This window comes from Photobacterium sp. WH77 (assembly GCF_022014395.1).
Lineage (GTDB): Bacteria > Pseudomonadota > Gammaproteobacteria > Enterobacterales > Vibrionaceae > Photobacterium > Photobacterium arenosum.
This window is the reverse complement of record NZ_JAKLTE010000043.1, coordinates 1-2,362: the sequence shown is the minus strand read 5'-3', so window position 1 is coordinate 2,362 and position 2,362 is coordinate 1. Positions and strand designations below refer to the sequence as shown.

Here is a 2,362-nt window from a genome sequence, read left to right as displayed (position 1 = left end):
ATCCTACGATGCTGAGACAAACACCGAACTCAAGCGCGACATACGTCCGCAATAATTGGAGTCTTTTAAAGCGGTTCTGTGAAACAACACCTTGCCTCGGTGATCTTCACCGTGGATACTGAAACGGTGTTTGGTTTAATCAATGCCATAGACAGATGGTGGCATGGTGGCCTCCGGTAATTTCGTAGTCAGACTTACCAAGTGTGGCAGAGCCTGATGAGGGGGAGTTCATGTCATTCGTTAGCTTTTGGGAGTAATATGTCAGTATTTCATACATACAATAAAGACAAGCATCTACAGAGAGCATTGAACCTGCTTGAATCTGAGAACTCAGTTGAACATGTATATGCTTGCCTAGAGTTACGGTTTTGTATTGAGGCTATTGTTTATCAGAAACTGCTTCATGGCGTCGGGTGCTTACCAAACACCATCGTCAATACGTGGCAACCTACAAAAGCACTAAAAATGTTGGTTGAATTCGATAAGCTTTCCGCCTCCGACTGTGTAGTCGAAGTAAATTTATCGCATTCCACTAAACCACCTGAGTCTGGCTGGCTATCTTTGGGACAACAGAAACTCCCTCCAGTGCGGTGGTTGACCACAACTTACAATAAACTCGGTAATTTTTTGCATTTGGTTGAACCTCAGAAAGCTGTTGAAACAACGTATCGAGACATACAGAAAGACTTACGTGATATTGCTGAACAACTCAAGCAATATGTAAGCAGTAACATATTGATAAGTTATAAAAATATAGACATTAAACAATGTCCAGCATGTCAACAAGATATGGCGTTTTCTTTAAAAAACGTACGAGACGGAGAAACTCGAAAATGTAGTAATTTTCGATGTGGTGCATTGTTTACTGTGAAGGCGGATATCGAAAAACAAGAAATTAAGCTGAGCTGCAATACTTATGACGTTAAATGCCAGCTATGCGACAAAGATATTGTTATACCAGAAGAAGTAATTAGAAATTTAGATATCTTTAGTTGTCATCATTGTTGCGCAGAATATATCCCGAGGGGAAAATATGAATTTGCGTTACTTCGGAAGCAAAGCTAACAAGGCTACAATGACTCCCCCGGTTGTCAACAATAGCGTCAGGTAATGCAAGGTTTGGGACTGCCGCTCTACATTCGGTCTGTTAACTGGCTTTGATGCCATGACCCTGATGACACTACGCGGTTGCGGTTCCTCATTCGTTATAACCCAAGGATTGAAATGAAAAATATCGCAATAACATTAGCATTTGTCTCGCTGGCTGGATGTTCAGTTGTGCCAAAAGACGAAAGCAATTTGGTAACGGAGGCAAAGCCCGATTTACCTAAAACTAAAGTAGAGCAGCGTGTAATGATGCTCGGTAAATGGTATGGGGATCTACCGACCAAAGAAGGCGGGCGTAAACAATGGACTATCGAACGCTCGACAGACGGAACATACAGAATTGACTTTCTGATCACGAAGAACGATGGCACGACACAACAATCTTCTGAAGCCGGTCATTGGGGTGTTGCAGGAGATATCTACTTTTCTATGTATCGTGGGGCAATCGACAACGGTCAGTTTTACCCGTCTAATCCAAGCGACCCGTATAATTATGACGCGTACAATATCATAGGGTTAACAAAGGAAAGCTTTGAATATCAGAATATTGACTCTAGAAACAAGTACATAGTCCAGAAAGTTTCAACTAACTTTACTCTGGAAGATAGTGAGTGATAACAAATAAGGATATGTGTCTCACAGCCGACACTTTATCTGGATATTCACTGAGCAGGGTAAAAACTCAGGACGAATTTTTAGGTTGTCGGCGCCGGGAGCGCCTACAACCGGCCCGGACAACAGCAAAGAACCCAAAGGCATTTCTGGTTATTGTTTGTGCCAGAAATGAGTAACTAGCGCGCATCGCACGATGCCGAGAGATACATCGAACTCATGCACGACATACAATCCGCCTGAATTTATGCCCTTTTAAAGTGATTATGTGGATCTCCATCTTGTCTTGGTGATCCTCACCGTGGATACTGAGGCTATGCTTGGCTAAATTAACGCCATTGATAAATTGTGACATGGTGATCTCCGGTAATTTAGCACTGTTGCTGACATCAAGTGCGGCAAAGCTTGAAGCGGGGGAGTCGTTTTAGTCTTTAAATTACAAGGAAGTACCATGCAAGAAAAGCGAAGTCTAAAAGACTACCTAACAGATAGACCTAAGCCCAAGGGTATAGATATACTTTGTGGCTTAAAGCATTTTGCGATTATTACCTATGCTGTTCCGACTGAGCGGTTTCAAGGACTTTTTCCTGAAAGGTTTAAGTTGGATACTGTCGAAATTAACGATAAAAAAGTGGGGCTAATA

3 protein-coding genes are annotated in these 2,362 nt (G+C 42.2%); all 3 read left to right on the top strand.

Annotated elements, in window-relative coordinates:
- Positions 1-258 precede the first annotated feature (258 nt).
- Complete coding sequence (locus tag L6J37_RS21130) at positions 259-1,065, top strand: hypothetical protein (RefSeq protein WP_237796509.1); 807 nt, start codon at positions 259-261, stop codon at positions 1,063-1,065.
- 159 nt (positions 1,066-1,224) lie between these two features.
- On the top strand, positions 1,225-1,722 hold the full coding sequence (locus L6J37_RS21125; protein WP_237796508.1) for a hypothetical protein: 498 nt from the start codon (positions 1,225-1,227) through the stop codon (positions 1,720-1,722).
- Between the two features lie 448 nt (positions 1,723-2,170).
- Positions 2,171-2,362 (top strand): hypothetical protein (locus L6J37_RS21120; RefSeq protein ID WP_237796507.1); only part of this gene is annotated, 192 nt, incomplete at its 3' end.

Excerpts from the sequence above, each read along its gene's own strand:
- L6J37_RS21125 (WP_237796508.1), top strand. The coding sequence starts at position 1,225 with ATGAAAAATATCGCAATAACATTAGCATTTGTCTCGCTGGCTGGATGT.
- L6J37_RS21130 (WP_237796509.1), top strand. The coding sequence starts at position 259 with ATGTCAGTATTTCATACATACAATAAAGACAAGCATCTACAGAGAGCA.